This window comes from Falsiroseomonas frigidaquae (assembly GCF_012163145.1).
GTDB lineage: Bacteria > Pseudomonadota > Alphaproteobacteria > Acetobacterales > Acetobacteraceae > Falsiroseomonas > Falsiroseomonas frigidaquae.
Window position 1 is genome coordinate 65,887 of record NZ_JAAVTX010000005.1, and the last position, 14,192, is coordinate 80,078.

Below are 14,192 nucleotides of genomic sequence, written 5' to 3' on the forward strand. Positions count from 1 at the left end.
GCGTGAATTCGCTCAAAGGCAGGGCGGAGACCCTGCCCCGCCGAGCGAAAGCACGAACAGGACCCTTGCAGACCTTTCCGTCCGACACGCTGCCGGCCCCAACCCGGCAATCCCTGATCGACAGCCTGCGCGACCTCGGCTGGCAGACCCTTCGCCAGGCGCCGGCGGCTGGACGGCCATCGCTGGACGGGCCGCTCATCCTGGCGCATCCGGCGCATGGGATCGCGCTGCTGGATCTGGCGCCGGACAACCATGGGGAGGTTGCCGGCGCGCTGCGCCGGCGCCTGGAATCGGCCGGGCTGGAAACCGGGGGCCTGCCCATCATCCATCGGGTGCTGGGACCGGGCGATGACTGGCGCCTGACCGGCATCCTGGACCAGGCCTTCGCCGAGGCGCCGGCGCTCGACCCGCCGGATGACGACGGCACCGGGAAGGACTGGATCGGCCAGGTGCAGCACGCGCTGCGGCCGGAGCCGCCGGCGCGCCCGCGCTACCCCGCCCTGCCGGTGGTGAGGCGCCAGGTGGCGCGGGCTGGCCCGCTCCGCCTGTTCTGGGGCGGGCTGCTGGGCTGCGTCGGCCTGGCCGCGCTGGTCCTGCAATGGCTCGGCCCCCCGCCCCCTCCAGCGCCCCCTCCGCCGGCACCCGCCGTGCAGCCGCAACAGGCGACGCCGCAGCCGGCTGAACCCTTACGCGCCGTAGCCGCGCCCGCGCGGGTGCAACCACCCGCACCGGCCAGCGGCGCGCCAGTCGCGGCGCCGGTCGCGGCGCCGGCCGCGGCGCCAACCGGGATGCCAGCAGAGGCCAGCCCGGCCTCACTGCCGTTGCCGCCGCCCGAGGCACCGCCGCTGCCCGCGACCGGGGCCGCGCAGGCCGACGAAGCGCCGCCGGAAGGCAGCGTCGCGCTGCGGGTCTTCGTGCACCACGCCAGTGGCGGCAGCGGATCCGCGGCGGCAGCCATCGCGGCCCGCGCGGCGCGGTTTGGCGGCAGCGTCGAGATCCGCCCGGTGCCGGCCACGCCGCCGATGCGCGAGGTGCGCTACTTCCGCGCCTCGGACGAGGTCCTGGCGCAGCGCCTGGCCGCGGCGCTCGGCGGCGGCTGGCGGCTGCATGACCTGACGCGCTTCACCCCGCGCCCCAGCCCCGGCACGCTGGAGGTCTGGCTGTCGGCCGAGGAGTGATCAGCCCGCGAGGAAATCCCGCAGCAGCGCGGCGACGCGCGCCGGCTGTTCCTGCTGCACCCAGTGCCCGGCGCCCGGGATCAGGTGCAGGCCGCGGAAATCCGTGCAGGACTGCGTCTGCATCTTCGCCAGCGCACCGGGGAATTGATGGATGCCCCAGTCGCTGGCGCCGGCGATGAAGGTGGCGGGCACGGTGATGCGCAGGCCGCTGAACAGCGCAAGCTCCGCCGCATTCGCGCCGCCGGTGGCGCAGCGATAGGATTGCAGGCCGCCTGCGAAGCCTGTGCGCCGGTATTCACCGACATAGATGGCAAGCTCCGCATCGGTCAGCCACGGCGCCTCGCCCGGCGGCGCGAAGGGGGCGACGGCCTCGGGCATCGTCGCCTTCAGCGGCATCACATAATAGTCGGGCAGCTTCGCCAGCTCCGGTGCGGTCCAGCCGGACAGTTCGAAGGGCGTGTTGCCGGGCCAGTCGGCGCTCTTGTGGTGGTAGTAGGCGCGCAGGAAGGCGTGCAGGCCCTGCGGCGGATGGTCCATCTCGGCCGCGGCGCCGCGTTCGGCATAGTACCACTGGTAGTGCTTGCGCGGCGGGTCCAGCGCGGCGAGCGCGGCATGCACATCCTGCGAGGCCGCCCGCGCGGGCGGGCCGGCGAAGGGCGAGCTCATCAACGCGACGCGGCGGAACACATCCGGGCGGATCAGCGCGCACCAGGCGGCGATCGGCGATCCGTAGTCGTGACCGACCACGGCATGCACCGCGGCGATGCCCAGCGCATCCAGCAGGGCGAGCTGGTCGCGCACGATGTTGGTCGGCAGGAAGGGCGCCAGCGGCTCGTCGTAGCCGGCCGACCAGCCGGTGGTGCGGCCATAACCGCGCAGATCGGGCGCGATCACGTGGTAGCCCGCCGCCGCCAGCGCCGGCATCACCTTGCGCCAGGAGAAGGCGAGCTCCGGGAAGCCGTGCAGCAGCAGCAGCGCCGGCCGGCCGGGCTCGCCCGCCTCCAGCACATGCACCGCCAGGCCATTCACGCCCGGGATGATGCGCGTGCGCAGGCCCTCGGGCAGCAGCGTCGTGTCGAGTGGTGTCATGGCGTGCCTCGCTGTCTTGCCGGTGGTGATGGCGCCGCGCACACTCGCCGGGACTTCACGAGGGAACAAGCTTCATGTGGACCGCCGACACCATCATCCACAACGGCACGGCGATGCCCTTCGCGGAGGCGCGACTGCATCCGCTGTCCGTCGGCGTCGCCTATGGCGTGGCGGTGTTCGAGGGAATGCGCGCCTACCGCAACCCGGCCGACGGCAGCTTCAGCGTGTTCCGACTGGATGAGCATCTGGCGCGGCTGCAGCAGGGCATGAAGGTGATGCGCTTCGACGCGCCGCCGAGCACCGGGACGCTGCGCGATGCGGTGCTGGAGGTGGTGCGGCTGAACGCGCCGGATGAGGACGCCTATATCCGCCTGCAGGCGCAGATCGAGACCATCGGCACGCTGGCCAGCACCGGCCCGGTGGGCTGGGTGGTCGCCGCGCTGCCGCGCGAGCGTTCGGCGAAATTCGCGAGCGGTCTGGCGGCCACCGTCTCCTCCTGGACCCGCATTTCCGACAATGCTATGCCGCCGCGCATCAAGGCCTCGGCGAACTATCACGCCAGCCGGCTGGCCAACCTCCAGGCACGGGCGGATGGCTATGACAGCGCGCTGCTGCTGACCCAGCGCGGCAAGCTCTCCGAGGCCGCATCGGCCTGCATCTTCCTGCTGCGCGACGGCGTGCTGGTGACGCCCGGCAAGTCCAGCGACATCCTGGAAAGCGTGACGCGCGACACGGTGCTGGTGCTGGCGGCGGAGGCCGGCATTCCGGTGGAGCAGCGCGACGTGGATCGCACGGAGCTGTATGTGGCGGAGGAGGTCTTCCTCTGCGGCACGGGGCAGGAGCTGGTGGCGGTGACCAGCGTGGACCGGCTGCCGGTGGGCAATGGAAAGCCGGGCGCCGTGACGCAGCGTTTGCAGGCGGCGTATGAGGCGGTGGTGCGGGGCACCACCAACGCCCATCCGGAATGGCGCGCGCGGGTCTAGCTAATTCTTCCAACGCATTTTCCGGGTCGCCTTGCGAAGCCGCATGGCCTGAAAATGATCTAGCCGAATTCCACGACCAGGTTCAGCGCCGCATCGACGGTGGCGCGGGACCCGGGCGGCAGCACCAGCGTGCTCTCGCGTTCCTCCACCAGCGCGGGGCCTGCCAGCGTGTCGCCGGGCCGCAGCGCGGTGCGGTCATGCACCGCGGCCTGCACGAAGCCGGTGCCGAACCAGGCGGGGCGCGTGCCCTTCAGCGATGGCGCGGCGCTGTCACGCGGGCGCGCCAATTCCAGCTTCGGCGTCGGGCCGGCGACGATGACGCGCCAGCCGACCGTCTCCACCGGCAGGCCGGGTTCGGTGCGGCCGTAAAGGCGGCGGTATTCCGCCTCGAAGGCCTGGCGAAGCGCGTCGCGGTCCAGCGAGGCGACCTCCGCCTCCACCTGGTAGCCCTGGCCGGCATAGCGCATGGCGGCGATGCGGCGGATGGTGATGTCCGTGACACCGGCCTCCGCCACCATGGCGCGGCCTTCCGCCTCCATCTCCGCCAGCATGGCACGTAGCCTGTCGAGGTCCAGCGTCGCCAGCGGCGCGACCATGGCGCGCAGATGCGCGAAGGAGATGGGCGCGGCAAGGAACCCGAATGCCGAGGCGACGCCCGCGCCGGGCGGCGAGACCAGCTTTGGCAGGCCGAGCTTCATGGCGATGGCACAGGCATGCACGGGCCCGGCGCCACCGATCGGGACCATGGTGTAGCCCTCGATCCGCCGCGCCTTTTCCAGTGCATGCACGGCGGCGGCCTGCGCCATGGACTGGTTCACCGTCTCATGCACCGCCCAGGCGGCCTCCAGCGCGGAAAGGCCGAGCGGCGTGCCGATATGCGTGGCGATGGCGCGTTCCGCCGCCGCCACATCCAGCCGCATGTCGCCACCGAGGAAGCTGTCCGGCGCCAGGTAGCCGAGCAGCAGATCCGCATCCGTCACCGTGGGCAGCGTGCCGCCGAGGCCGTAGCAGGCCGGGCCGGGATCGCTGCTGGCGCTGTCGGGGCCGACGCGGATCAGGCCGAGGCGATCGACGCGGGCGATGGAGCCGCCACCGGCGCCGATCTCGATCATCTCGATCACCGGCACCTTCAGGGGAAAGCCGCTGCCCTTTCGGAAGCGATCGACCCGCGAAACTTCGAAATCCAGGCTGCGCTGCGGCTCGCCATCATCGATCAGCGCCGCCTTGGCCGTGGTGCCGCCCATGTCGAAGCAGAGGATATCGGCGGCACCGGCGCTCTCGCCAATGACGCGCGCCGCCTGCACGCCGCCGGCGGGGCCGGATTGTACGAGGCGGATCGGATTCCGCGCCGCCACATCCTCCCGCACCGTGCCGCCATCCGACAGCATCAGGAACAGCGGGCCGGTGAGGCCGGCGCCGCGCAACCCGTCGCCGAGCCGCGCCAGGTAGCGTTCGAAGACCGGCTGCACATAGGCGTTGCAGATGGTGGTGGTGCCGCGCTCGTACTCGCCGATTTCCGGCACGAGGTCAGAGGAGAGGCACAGCGTCAGCTCCGGCGCCTCCTGCCGTGCGATTTCTGCCAGGCGCTGTTCATGCACGGGGTTCAGGAAGGCGTGCAGCAGGCAGATGGCCAGCGCCTGCGCGCCACCATGGCGCAGCGCGCGGATTTTTTCGCGCGCGACGTCCTCATCGAGCGGGACCAGCACGGCGCCATCGGCCCGCAGCCGTTCGGGCACGCCGAGGCGGAGGCGGCGCGGCACCAGCGGGTCCGGGCGGCGCATGAACAGGTCGTAGGTATCGTGTCGCAGTTCCGTGCCGATCTCCGGCACGTCGCGGAAGCCTTCGGTGGTGAGGAAGCCCGTGGGCACGCCGCGGCGCTCGATCAGCGCATTGGCAACCAGGGTGGTGCCGTGGATGACGTGGCGCACCTGTTCAGGTGCCACGCCATGCTGCGCCAGCAGGCCCGCAATGCCGTTGAGCACCGCCTGTTCCGGCGCATGCGGCGTGGTCAGCACCTTGCCGTTCAGCAGGCGGCCATCGCGCGTGTCGAGCAGCACGAAATCCGTGAAGGTGCCGCCGATGTCGACACCGATCAGCCAGGGCTTTTGCGGCATCAGACGTAGCCCTCCGCGGCATCTTCGTCGCGTGCCGCGGCGCGGCGATCCGCGGGTGGGCCGAAGCCGCCACCGCCGGGGGTTTCGAAGACCAGCGTGTCGCCCGGTTGCAGGACCAACCGCGCCTTGGCCGCCACCTGCGTGCCGTTCAGCAGGTCCCGCCCGCCCCGCCCGGCCGTGCCGCCGAGCAGCCCGCGCGGCGGGTGCTGCACGCGTTCGTGGCGGTAGGTGGCGGTGACGGGCTTGTCGCCGATCACCCGGAAGCCCAGGCGCTGGCCCAGGCCGCCGCGCATCGCGCCATCGCCACCGCTGCCGGGGATCAGCGATTTCTCCGTGATCAGCATGGGCGCGGCATTCTCGAACTGCTCCACCGGTTGCGTCGCGACGTTGGAGGGGAAGGACAGGCAGGCGGCGCCGTCATGGCTGGCGGCCGCGCCGTGGCCGCCATTCATGAAGAACATGCGGACATAGCGGCGGCCATCGGCGTGCTCGCCGGTGAAATATACGTTCCACAGCGGGCTGCCGGATTCCGCGACCACGCGATCCGGAATCAGTTTTCCCAATGCCGACAGCACCAGCATCGGCAGGTAGTGCCCGGTCAGGTGCCGCCCCCAGACCGGTGCGGGCCGGCGCGGGTTCACGATGGACCCTTCCGGCGCGATCAGCGTGATCGGGCGGAAGCAGCCATCATTGTTCGGCGTGGTCGGATCGAAGGCGCATTTCACCGCGTAGTTGGAATAGGCGCGGGAGAAATTCAGCGGCGAGTTCACCGGCCGCGCGATCTGCGCATCCGTGCCGGTGAAATCCAGCGTCAGCTGGTCGCCCTTCACCTCCAGCCGCAGGCGGATGGTGACGGGGTGTTCGAAGCCATCGGCGGTGACCTCGTCGAAGACCTCGCCATCCGGCACGGCCGCGATCGCCTCCCGCATCGCGCGTTCGGACCGGGCAAAGATCTCGGCGGACAGCGCATCGGCATCCGCGATGCCTTCTTCCGCCAGGATGCGCAGCAGGCGCGGTGCGGCCTGGTCGTACATGGCGAATTGCGCGCGAAGGTCGCCCAGCACTTCCTCCGGCAGGCGCAGATTGGCTTCGAGGAAGGCGAAGACGTCCTCATTCTCCTCGCCGCCACGCAGGATGCGGGCGACGGGGATGGTCAGCCCCTCCTCCCAGGAATCGCGCGCCTCCACGCTGGGGGCGCCGCCGATATCCGTGGCGTGGAAGGTGCTGCCGATCCAGGCGGTGATGCGGCCGCCGTCGAACACCGGCTTGATCATGGTGATGTCGTTCAGATGGCCGGTGCCGAGATAGCCGTCATTCGAGATCAGCACATCGCCATCCACCAGCCGCTCCGCCGGGATCTTCCGCAGCATGGCCGCCAGCGTCACCGGCATGGTGCCGACGAAGCTTGGGACCGAACGGGAGGACTGGGCAAACTGCCGGCCGGCGCTGTCCATCAGCCCGACCGCCATGTCCCAGTTATCACGCACGACGGAGGAGAAGCTGGTGCGGACGAAGGCCTCGGCGGCTTCGTCCATCAGCCCGGCGATGCGCGCCCAGGCAGTGCCGAGGCGAAGGGCGGAAATGCTCATCAGCCGCGCATCGCCTGCAATTGCGCGGGGTAGCCCGCGGGGTTGACCTGAACGTCCACCAGGCTCGGCCCATCCACCGCGAAGGCGGCGCGCAAGGCCGCGCGGTAGGTTTCGGGCGTGTCGGCGTGGAAGCCGCGCACGCCGAAGCCTTCCGCAACCTGGGCGAAGTTCGTCGGCGTGAAGGCGACGCCGGCCGGGGCCAGTTGCCGCTGCTGCTGCTTGATGTCGATCAGCGACAGGGCGCTGTCGTTGAACACCACCGTCACCAGCTTCGCGCCCGTCTGCGCGGCGGTGGCCAATTCGCCGACGCACATCATCAGCCCGCCATCCCCGGTGAAGGCGATCGCACCGCGCGCCGGGTCATGCAGCGCCGCGGCCAGCGCCGCCGGCAGCGCGAAGCCCATGGAGGCCAGGCCGTTCGAGATCAGCAGGTCGCGCGGCTGCTCGCATTGCCAGAAGGCGGTGGCGGAGAACATATGCGCCCCGGCATCCACCGCGGCGCGCGGGCTGTGCCCTGCGGCGCGCGCTTCCTGCTGCGCCAGTCGCACGATGTCCGGCGGGGAAACGCCGCCCTGCCCCTTCCATTCCAGCGCCGCCAGCGCATCCGCCCGCAGCGTCGCAATCTCCGCGTCGCGCCATTCCGAAGGCTGCGGGCGCAGCGCGGCGAGGCTCGCGGCCAGATCGCCATGCAGCGCCGCCTTCGGCTGCGCGTAGCGCACCGGATGCGGCCGCAAGGCCACATCCAGGATCGGTGCGCTGTAGCGCCAGGGCTGCAGGATCAGCTCCACCGGGTCCAGCCCGATCTGGATGATGAGGTCCGCCGCACCGACGCAGGGCGCTTCCAGCGAACCGCCGGTGAACAGCCCGGCATAAAGCGGATGTGCATCCGGCAGCACGCCCTTCGCCTTGTAGGTGACCAGCACCGGACAGCCCAGCGCCTCCGCCATGCTGCGCAGCGCCGCCGCGGCGGCGGGCTCCGCGGCTTCGACTCCGGCCAGGATCACCGGGCGCCGCGCCTGCGCCAGCAGGGCTGCGGCATCGCCGATCGGCGGCGCGGCAGCCGCCGCCCCGGCGCGCGGCGCAGCGGGCAATGCGATGCGGCGCGCGGCCTGGCCGGTCAGGTCCAGATGCACGGCGCCGCGCGGGGCGGCCAGCGCCAGGTCCAGCAGCGCGCCGATCTCCTCGGCCGGCGAATCGCCTTCGGCGCGGGCATAGCCCTTGGCGATGGCCGCCGTCGCCGCCTGCTGGTCGAAGACCTGGTGCGTGACATAGGCGAGCTGCGCCGGCGTGAAGCCATCCGCGAGCAGCAGCAGCGGCGCGCGTTCCAGCATGGCGCAGGCCAGGCCATTGGCGGCGTTGGACACGCCCGGGCCCTTGGTGGTCATCACCACGCCCGGCGCGCCGGTCAGCTCCGCATCCGCCAGCGCCATCATCGCCGCATTGGCTTCCTGGCGGGCCAGGATGAATTCGATGCCGAAGCGCGGCGCCGCGGCGATCACGTCCAGCGAGGACCCGCCGCCCGGCACGCCCCAGATGCGCCGCGTGCCGCGCTGCGCCAGGGCCGCGAGCAGTGCCTCGGCCACGGTCTGATTTGCCGCCTGCGCTTCCGGCATAACTTGGATACTCCCACCATGCCACCTCCATCTGCACCGGCCGGGGCGGCTTGCCAAGCCATGCGGGGATGGCCTCTGCTGGGGGCCGGACGCATCGAAGGATCGAGGTCATGACGGATTTCAAGGGCAAGCGCGTGCTGGTCGCGGGCGGGTCGCGGGGCATCGGGCGTTCCATCGCGCTGGGCTTCGCCCAGGCCGGCGCGGCCGTTTCGATCTGCGCGCGGGACGCCAAGGCGCTGGAGGCAACGAGGGCGGAAATCGCGGCGCTCGGCGTCACCGCGCATGCCACCTCTGCCGATCTCGGCGTGGCGGATCAGGTGACGGGCTGGGTGGCGCAGGCGGCGGAGGCGCTGGGTGGCGTCGATGTGCTGGTGAACAACGCCAGCGGCTTCGGCGCGAAGGACACCGAGGAGGATTGGGCGCGTGGCCTGAATGTGGACGTGATGGCGACGGTGCGCGCCAGCCGCGCCGCCGCGCCGTTCCTGAAGGCGGCGCGCGGGTCCATCGTCAACGTCTCCTCCATCTCCGGCTTCCGGCCTTCGCTGCGCACGCCGGCCTATGCGGCGGTGAAGGCGCTGCTGGTGAACTACACCTCGAGCCAGGCGGCTGCCTTCGGGCCGGATGGGGTGCGGGTGAATGCGGTGGCGCCGGGCTCCATCGAATTCCCGGGCGGGTCCTGGGAACAGCGGCGGACCAGTGACCCGGCGCTGTACAACCGGATCCTCGGCCAGATCCCCTTCGGCCGCCTCGGCACGCCGGAGGAGGTGGCGGAGGTGGTCCTGTTCCTGGCCAGCCCGGCGGCGCGCTGGGTGACCGGGCAGACCATCATCGTCGATGGCGGCCAGATGCTGGGGTAGGGAGGCGAAACAGGCGAAACGCGTTCGCCGCGACGTGAAATGATGCTGGAACACACTGGGGGCAGAAGGCGCGCCGCAATCCCGGAGAAACCGCGCCATGCCCCGCCTGCCCCTGTTCTACGTCATCGCCGCTGCCTTCAACCTGCTGGTCGGCGTCTGCCTCGGCATCTGGATGGGCATCGCGCATGATTTCCAGCTCGCGCCCGTCCACGCCCATCTGAACCTGCTGGGCTGGGCCTCGCTGGCCCTGATGGGGCTGGTGTTCCGTGGCTGGCCGGAGCTGGGCCGCGCGGTGCTGCCGAGCGTGGTACAGTTCTGCCTCTGCGTCGGCGCGGCGGCGCTGTTTCCGGCGGGCATCTACCTGTCCATCGCCCATGAGGCGCCGGGCCTGGCGATCGGCGCGGCGCTGGCCTGGCTGGCCGGGGTGGTGCTGTTCCTGGTGCGGCTGGTGCTGCTGGCAGTCTATGCCGCGCCGCGACGCCTGTCGGCGATGTTGCCCGCCGAATAGCGGCGGAGGCCGCCAAGCCATGGCGGAGGCTGACACAGGCCGCGGAACATGGTGGATTGGGGGGAAACGGAGACGTCCCATGATCGACCTCAAAGCCAAGCGCCTGAACGGCCCCGTCATCCGCCTGCACCCGGACGACAATGTGGTGGTCGCGCGCATCGACATCGAGCCGGGCACCTCCATTCCCGGCGAGAACATGCTGGCCCGCAACAAGGTGCCGGCCGGCTACAAGATCGCCACCACGCAGCTGCGCAAGGGCGACCCGGTGCTGAAGTACCAGGTCACCATCGGCTTCGCGGCGGAGGACATTCCCGCCGGCACCATGGTGCACGCCCACAACATCGATTTCCGCGAATTCGACCGCGACTACGCGATCGGCCGCGACTACCGCCCGGTGGAGATGATCCCGGAGGACCAGCGCAAGACCTTCGAGGGCTATGTCCGCGCCGATGGCCGTGTCGGCACGCGCAACTTCATCGCCGTCGTCTCCTCGGTGAATTGTTCCGCCACCGTCTCCCACGCCGTCGCCGACTGGTTCACGCCGGAGCGGATGGCGGAATGGCCGAATGTGGATGGCGTCGCCGCCTTCACCCACTCCACCGGCTGCGGCATGGAATTGTCCGGCGAGCCGATGCAGCTGCTGCGTCGCACGCTGGGGGGCTACATGCGGCACCCGAATGTCGCCGGCGTGGTGGTGATCGGCCTGGGCTGCGAGCGCAACCAGATTGCGGGGCTGCTGGCCGAACAGGGGCTGGCGCCCGGGCCGATGCTGAAATCCCTGGTGATGCAGGAAGTCGGCGGCACGCGGAAGAGCATCGATGCGGGCGTCGCCGTGGTGAAGGAGATGATGGAGGAGGCCAACAAGGCCACCCGCGAAACCGTCTCCGCCGCGCATCTGTCGGTCGGGCTGCAATGCGGCGGTTCGGACGGCTTCTCCTCGATCACCGCCAATCCGGCGCTGGGCGCGGCGATGGATCTGCTGGTTCGTCACGGCGGCACCGCCATCCTGTCCGAGACGCCGGAGATCTACGGCGTCGAGCACACGCTGACGCGCCGCGCCGCGAGCCAGGAGGTCGGTGAGAAGCTGATCGAGCGCATCCGCTGGTGGAAGGATGTCTACACGCCGGGTCGCGACACGCAGATCAACGGCGTGGTCAGCCCCGGCAATCAGGCGGGCGGCCTGGCGAACATCCTGGAGAAGTCGCTGGGGTCTTCCATGAAGGGCGGAACCGGGCCGCTGATGGATGTGTTCCGCTATGCGGAGCCGATCACCACCAAGGGCTTCGTCTTCATGGACACGCCGGGCTTCGACCCGGTTTCCGCCACCGGCCAGGTCGCCGGCGGCGCGAACATGATCGCCTTCACCACCGGCCGCGGGTCCATGTATGGCGCGAAGCCTGTGCCCTCCGTGAAGCTCGCCACCAACACGCCCATGTTCCGCCGGCTGGAGGAGGACATGGACATCAATTGCGGCGAGATCCTGGACGGCACCGCCAGCCTGTCCGAGATGGGGGAGCGCATCCTGGATCTGCTGCTGCGCACCGCATCGGGCGAGCCGACGAAAAGCGAGCAGCTCGGCCTCGGCAAGCATGAATTCGCGCCGTGGCAGATCGGCATCACCGGCTGAGTATCGCTTGACGCAACGGGCGGGCAGGCCGATTCAGGGCCTCCCGCCTCGGAGTGCTTCGTGATGTCCAGCAGCCTGCCGCCCTCCGGTCCCTCACGCGACGCCGTCGCGATGATGCAGTACGATTCCGCCAAGAAGTCGGCGCTGCTGGCCTACCTGCTGTGGTTCTTCCTCGGCTATCTCGGCGCGCATCGCTTCTACCTCGGCCGCATCGGCTCCGGCGTGGCGATGCTGCTGATCTTCCTGGTGTCCTTCCCGCTGGTCTATGTGGTGATCGGCATGCTGGGCTACATGTTCATCGGGCTGTGGTGGCTGGTGGATGCGTTCCTGATTCCGGGCATCGTCGCGCGGCACAACTCGGCGCTGATCGCCCGTCTGCAGGGCTGATCACCCCCCCCCCCCCGGGGTTCACCCCGGCAGCGTCAGCAGGCGGCGCGGCGTCTCCACCAGGATCGCGTCCAGCTCCGCCTGGCTGAACCCGCGTTCCCGCATGAACGGCACGATGTTGCGGAAGATGTGGCCGTAGCCATGGCCGCCAAAGGCCCGCAGCCGCGTCAGCCGGCAGATGTCCTGGCTGATCACCACCTGGTCGCCATGGCCGCGGTCCAGCAGCCGCCGGATCCTGTCGATGCGCGTGCCGTCATTCGGCATGTTGATCGGCGCGAAGGACCAGTAGGCGTGCTCATAGCCGAACAGGTCGAATTCCAGCACGCAGCCGGTATCGGCCAGCGCGAACAGCCGGTCGTCGTCGAAGATGGTGCGGTCCACATGGTCGATGATGGTGCGCGGGATGTCGCCGCCATGGGCGCGCAGGAAGGCGATGATCTCGGCCGGCTGGTCGGGATGCACGCCAGGATGGATGGTGAGCGCCGCGCCGGTTTCCTGCTGCGCCAGCGCCGCACCCGCCATCACGCGGCGTTCCAGCGGGGTCCAGGGCGCGGAGCAACCGATCTCGCCGATGATCCCGGCGCGCACATCGGTGCCCCAGGCGCCGCGCCGTAGCGCATCCAGCATCTCGGTGGCGAAATCCTCCACGCTGCGGGCGTGGTTGGAAGGATCCTGGAAATCCTCGACATACTGGCCGCAGCCCATGACGAGCTGCACGCCGGTGCGGCGGGAGACCTCGACCAGCCCATCCGGGTCCGGCGCCAGCCCGCCGATGGTCATCTCCACCATGCTGGCGCCGCCCTCGGCGCGGAACAGGTCCAGCTCCGCCACCGCCAGCTCGCGGTCCAGCATCACCGTCTTGCCGGCATGCGGATGCCGGCCGTAGTCGATGTCGTAGCGGCTTTGCAGCGTGATGGGCTGCAGCAGTTCGGGCCGGCTGAGGGTGGCCTCCCGCAGGCTGCGCGGCGTGATGTCGCACAGCACGTGCTCATGCATCAGCGTCGCGCCGAGGCTCTCGGGCGGCACCGCGCCCAGCACCGTCTGCACATGGCCTGCCATCCGCCCTGCCCCTCAAAATCCTCGTGGCCCTGAGCCTGCGGCGGCGCCCGGCGCCGCGCAAGCCGGCCACCGTCGCGGACCGGGGCGCAAGTTTATTTCGGAGACGTGCCGCTTTCTCCGCCGCGCGATGCGTTGCAGCCCCGAGACGGAGTCCAAGACCCATGATCGAGTTCCTGCAGTCGCGCCGCCGCTGCCATACCCTGCCCTTCGCGCTGGTCGCCCTGTTCCTGCTGGCCATGCCCGCCGCCGTGCTGGCGCAGGGCCGTGAACCGGCCAGCCAATCCTGCCGCCGGGAATGCCAGCCCCAGAGCCGCGGCGGCACGCCGCGGGACATGCAGGTCTGCCTGATCCGTTGTGGCGCGGGAGAGGATTACCTGACACGCCAGCACCGTGGCGGATCGGCGGAGGCCACCGGCCTCGGCGAAGCACCTCGCGGCCGGCGCACCCCGCAACGCAGGGACCGCAGCCTGGTGGCCTATGCGGGGCCGCTGCCCTCCACCGGCCTCGGCGTGTCGCGCAGGGTAACCCGTCAAGTGGCGCATCGCACGGCGGAGCGCGATTGCTATCTCCGGAACGGCCAGCGGAACTGCCGCCTGCTGATGGAGACGCAGCAGCGCTGCATCGCAGTGGCCCGCGGCGTGCGGGGGCTCGGCCTTGTCATCACCAATGATCCGGGCACCTACACGGTGCTGAACTACGGCGTCGGCGATGGTGCCAACCTGGTCACGGCCCAGGGCAATGCGATGCAGGATTGCGCGACGCGGCAGGAACGCGGCACCGCCTGCCTGATGGCGGTCAGCCGCTGCGGCTGAGGCGTCTTCAGGGGATCTGCGCGGGAAAGCCGTGCAGCCCATCGGCGCCCAGCGGCAGCCGGGTGGCGGACAGCACGGCGGAGAGTGGCAGCTTCGCATAGAGATGCGGGAACAGGCCCGGCCGGCTGCCGCCCGCGGCCGGCTCCCAGCGCAGCGCCTCGCCCAGCCGGGCGGCATCCACCTCCACCAGCCAGAGGTCCGCGACGCCGGCACGATGCTTCGCGGCGCTGGCGCGAAGCTGGCCGGCGGTGGAGAAATGCAGGAAGCCGTCGCGCGCATCATCGGCGCTGCCGGCATAGGCGCCGGCCGCTTCCGCCGCGCGCCAATCGGCTTCCCGGACCATGGTGTAGATGCGGTCTTCCATGCGGCGCCCCCT

General features: G+C 70.6%; 13 protein-coding genes. 7 read left to right on the forward strand and 6 right to left on the reverse strand.

The features are described 5' to 3' along the window. The first annotated feature begins 65 nt into the window (after positions 1 to 65). Positions 66 to 1,178, forward strand: coding sequence for a hypothetical protein (locus HB662_RS16520; protein WP_168050935.1), 1,113 nt, complete (start codon positions 66 to 68; stop codon positions 1,176 to 1,178). On the opposite strand, the gene HB662_RS16525 is transcribed toward HB662_RS16520, so the two are convergent. Next, the gene (locus HB662_RS16525; protein WP_168050936.1) at positions 1,179 to 2,267 is read right to left on the reverse strand and encodes an alpha/beta fold hydrolase; all 1,089 of its coding nucleotides are present in this window, start codon (positions 2,265 to 2,267) and stop codon (positions 1,179 to 1,181) included. It lies immediately after the preceding gene. 74 nt (positions 2,268 to 2,341) lie between these two features. On the opposite strand from HB662_RS16525, the gene HB662_RS16530 reads away from it, so the two are divergent. Next, on the forward strand, positions 2,342 to 3,250 hold the full coding sequence (locus HB662_RS16530; RefSeq protein WP_168050937.1) for an aminotransferase class IV: 909 nt from the start codon (positions 2,342 to 2,344) through the stop codon (positions 3,248 to 3,250). Positions 3,251 to 3,309: 59 nt separating this feature from the next. On the opposite strand, the gene HB662_RS16535 is transcribed toward HB662_RS16530, so the two are convergent. From HB662_RS16535 to HB662_RS16545, 3 genes are read right to left on the reverse strand one after another with little or no spacing between them, the layout of a single operon-like run. Further along, positions 3,310 to 5,364 (reverse strand): hydantoinase/oxoprolinase family protein, encoded by a 2,055-nt coding sequence (locus HB662_RS16535; RefSeq protein ID WP_168050938.1) that lies wholly within the window; start codon positions 5,362 to 5,364, stop codon positions 3,310 to 3,312. Further along, on the reverse strand, positions 5,364 to 6,953 hold the full coding sequence (locus HB662_RS16540; RefSeq protein WP_168050939.1) for a hydantoinase B/oxoprolinase family protein: 1,590 nt from the start codon (positions 6,951 to 6,953) through the stop codon (positions 5,364 to 5,366). Before HB662_RS16540 ends, HB662_RS16535 begins: the two co-directional genes overlap by 1 nt. Further along, positions 6,953 to 8,536, reverse strand: coding sequence for a thiamine pyrophosphate-dependent enzyme (locus HB662_RS16545; RefSeq protein ID WP_168050940.1), 1,584 nt, complete (start codon positions 8,534 to 8,536; stop codon positions 6,953 to 6,955). The genes HB662_RS16540 and HB662_RS16545 overlap by 1 nt, the downstream gene beginning before the upstream one ends. A gap of 140 nt (positions 8,537 to 8,676) precedes the next feature. On the opposite strand from HB662_RS16545, the gene HB662_RS16550 reads away from it, so the two are divergent. From HB662_RS16550 to HB662_RS16565, 4 genes are all read left to right on the forward strand, one after another. After that, positions 8,677 to 9,423 carry an SDR family NAD(P)-dependent oxidoreductase gene (locus tag HB662_RS16550; protein WP_168050941.1) on the forward strand — a complete coding sequence of 249 codons (747 nt, stop codon included), beginning with the start codon at positions 8,677 to 8,679 and terminating at the stop codon, positions 9,421 to 9,423. Between the two features lie 97 nt (positions 9,424 to 9,520). Then, complete coding sequence (locus HB662_RS16555) at positions 9,521 to 9,931, forward strand: hypothetical protein (protein WP_168050942.1); 411 nt, start codon at positions 9,521 to 9,523, stop codon at positions 9,929 to 9,931. Positions 9,932 to 10,010: 79 nt separating this feature from the next. Next, the gene (locus HB662_RS16560) at positions 10,011 to 11,558 is read left to right on the forward strand and encodes a UxaA family hydrolase (RefSeq protein WP_168050943.1); all 1,548 of its coding nucleotides are present in this window, start codon (positions 10,011 to 10,013) and stop codon (positions 11,556 to 11,558) included. 63 nt (positions 11,559 to 11,621) lie between these two features. Further along, positions 11,622 to 11,945 carry a TM2 domain-containing protein gene (locus tag HB662_RS16565; protein ID WP_209443340.1) on the forward strand — a complete coding sequence of 108 codons (324 nt, stop codon included), beginning with the start codon at positions 11,622 to 11,624 and terminating at the stop codon, positions 11,943 to 11,945. Positions 11,946 to 11,966: 21 nt separating this feature from the next. On the opposite strand, the gene HB662_RS16570 is transcribed toward HB662_RS16565, so the two are convergent. Continuing rightward, a complete protein-coding gene (locus tag HB662_RS16570; RefSeq protein ID WP_168050944.1) occupies positions 11,967 to 13,004 on the reverse strand; it encodes a phosphotriesterase family protein in 1,038 nt (345 codons plus the stop codon). Between the two features lie 161 nt (positions 13,005 to 13,165). Here HB662_RS16570 and HB662_RS16575 point away from each other — a divergent pair, with 161 nt between their 5' ends. After that, positions 13,166 to 13,816 carry a DUF4189 domain-containing protein gene (locus HB662_RS16575; protein WP_168050945.1) on the forward strand — a complete coding sequence of 217 codons (651 nt, stop codon included), beginning with the start codon at positions 13,166 to 13,168 and terminating at the stop codon, positions 13,814 to 13,816. 7 nt (positions 13,817 to 13,823) lie between these two features. On the opposite strand, the gene HB662_RS16580 is transcribed toward HB662_RS16575, so the two are convergent. After that, positions 13,824 to 14,180: a DUF952 domain-containing protein gene (locus tag HB662_RS16580; RefSeq protein ID WP_168050946.1), complete on the reverse strand. Its 357-nt coding sequence runs from the start codon at positions 14,178 to 14,180 to the stop codon at positions 13,824 to 13,826. Between the last annotated feature and the right edge of the window lie 12 nt (positions 14,181 to 14,192).

Coding starts and splice junctions, on each gene's coding strand:
- HB662_RS16525 (WP_168050936.1), bottom strand. CDS start 2,267: ATGACACCACTCGACACGACGCTGCTGCCCGAGGGCCTGCGCACGCGC.
- HB662_RS16530 (WP_168050937.1), top strand. CDS start 2,342: ATGTGGACCGCCGACACCATCATCCACAACGGCACGGCGATGCCCTTC.
- HB662_RS16535 (WP_168050938.1), bottom strand. CDS start 5,364: ATGCCGCAAAAGCCCTGGCTGATCGGTGTCGACATCGGCGGCACCTTC.
- HB662_RS16540 (WP_168050939.1), bottom strand. CDS start 6,953: ATGAGCATTTCCGCCCTTCGCCTCGGCACTGCCTGGGCGCGCATCGCC.
- HB662_RS16550 (WP_168050941.1), top strand. CDS start 8,677: ATGACGGATTTCAAGGGCAAGCGCGTGCTGGTCGCGGGCGGGTCGCGG.
- HB662_RS16555 (WP_168050942.1), top strand. CDS start 9,521: ATGCCCCGCCTGCCCCTGTTCTACGTCATCGCCGCTGCCTTCAACCTG.
- HB662_RS16560 (WP_168050943.1), top strand. CDS start 10,011: ATGATCGACCTCAAAGCCAAGCGCCTGAACGGCCCCGTCATCCGCCTG.
- HB662_RS16565 (WP_209443340.1), top strand. CDS start 11,622: ATGTCCAGCAGCCTGCCGCCCTCCGGTCCCTCACGCGACGCCGTCGCG.
- HB662_RS16570 (WP_168050944.1), bottom strand. CDS start 13,004: ATGGCAGGCCATGTGCAGACGGTGCTGGGCGCGGTGCCGCCCGAGAGC.
- HB662_RS16575 (WP_168050945.1), top strand. CDS start 13,166: ATGATCGAGTTCCTGCAGTCGCGCCGCCGCTGCCATACCCTGCCCTTC.
- HB662_RS16580 (WP_168050946.1), bottom strand. CDS start 14,180: ATGGAAGACCGCATCTACACCATGGTCCGGGAAGCCGATTGGCGCGCG.